We start from the raw sequence: 1,233 nt of genomic DNA, 5'->3' as shown, positions 1-1,233 counted from the left end.
ACCACCGATGTTTTCGTGGGCGCTGAGGCGCGGGAATTGGACTACCCTGCAGCAGAGCGCTATGTGTACAGCAGCTATCAGGGCAGCGGTGGCGTGCCCATTCCCCACCTCTGGCAGCGGTTTCTCTACGCTTGGCATTTTGGCGATCTGCGCATCCTTCTCAGCCGCGAGCTGTCTTCTGCCACCCGCTTTCTCTATCGCCGCCAAATCCGCGAGCGCATCCGTCGGGTGATGCCCTTTTTGCTCTACGACCGGGATCCCTACCTGGTCATTCAAGGCGGCAAGCTCTACTGGTTTTTTGATGCCTATACCACCAGCAGCCGCTACCCCTACTCGGAGCACCTGCCCGGCTTTCCCTTCAACTACATCCGCAACTCGGTCAAGGCGGTGATGGACGCCTACAACGGCAGCATCGATTGGTACATTGCCGACCCTCGGGATCCCCTCATCCAAGCCTACGCCCGCATCTACCCCACCCTCTTCAAGCCTCTGGAGGCAATGCCGGAGCCGCTGCGGCAACACATCCGCTATCCCCAAGACCTCTTCCGCCTGCAAGCGCAGCAGTTTGCCACCTACCACATGACGGATCCCCGCCTCTTCTACAACCGCGAGGATCAATGGCAGATCCCCGGCCAGTTCCGCAATCGACGGCGCATTCCCATGCAGCCGCAGTATCTCATTCTCACCTTGCCGAGGGATCCCCAAGAGGTTGCCAATCACACTCCTGAGTTCGTCCTCCTCTCCCCCTATGCCCCTGTTAACAAGCAGAACATGGTGGCTTGGATAGCGGCCCGCTGCGACGGGGAAAACTACGGCAAGCTCCTGGTGTACGAGTTTTCCAAGCAACGGCTCATCTATGGCCCGGAACAGGTGGAAGCACGGGTCAATCAGGATCCCTTGATCTCCGAGCAAATTTCCCTCTGGAACCAGCATGGGTCGCGGGTGAACCTGGGCACGCTGCTGGTCATCCCCATCGAGACTTCTTTGCTCTATGTTCAGCCCCTCTACATCGAAGCAGAACAGGGCCGCCTGCCCCAGCTCACCCGGGTGATCGCCGCCTACGAAGACCGGGTGGTGATGGAACCGACCCTCAGCCAAGCCTTGGAATCGCTCTTTTTGCCGAGGGGTAGCCGGTAGAGAAAGGGATCCCTTCTCATTTTTGTATTGGGTGGTTGACGAAACTTAACGGATGTTTTAAGGTTAGGGTGTCAATCTTCGCACTTCCTCAGGGAA

The 1,233-nt window shown here is 58.2% G+C and carries 1 protein-coding gene; it reads left to right on the top strand.

All coding sequences use genetic code 11. The annotated features are described in order from the left end of the window. Window positions 1-1,137, top strand: a 1,137-nt coding sequence (locus NW849_RS01675) for a UPF0182 family protein (protein WP_414355643.1), incomplete at its 5' end; no start/stop codon positions are given. Window positions 1,138-1,233 lie beyond the last annotated feature (96 nt).

The organism is Synechococcus sp. R55.3 (assembly GCF_047461975.1).
In the GTDB taxonomy this organism is placed as follows: Bacteria; Cyanobacteriota; Cyanobacteriia; order Thermostichales; family Thermostichaceae; genus Thermostichus.
This window is presented reverse-complemented; position numbering and strand designations above follow the sequence as displayed.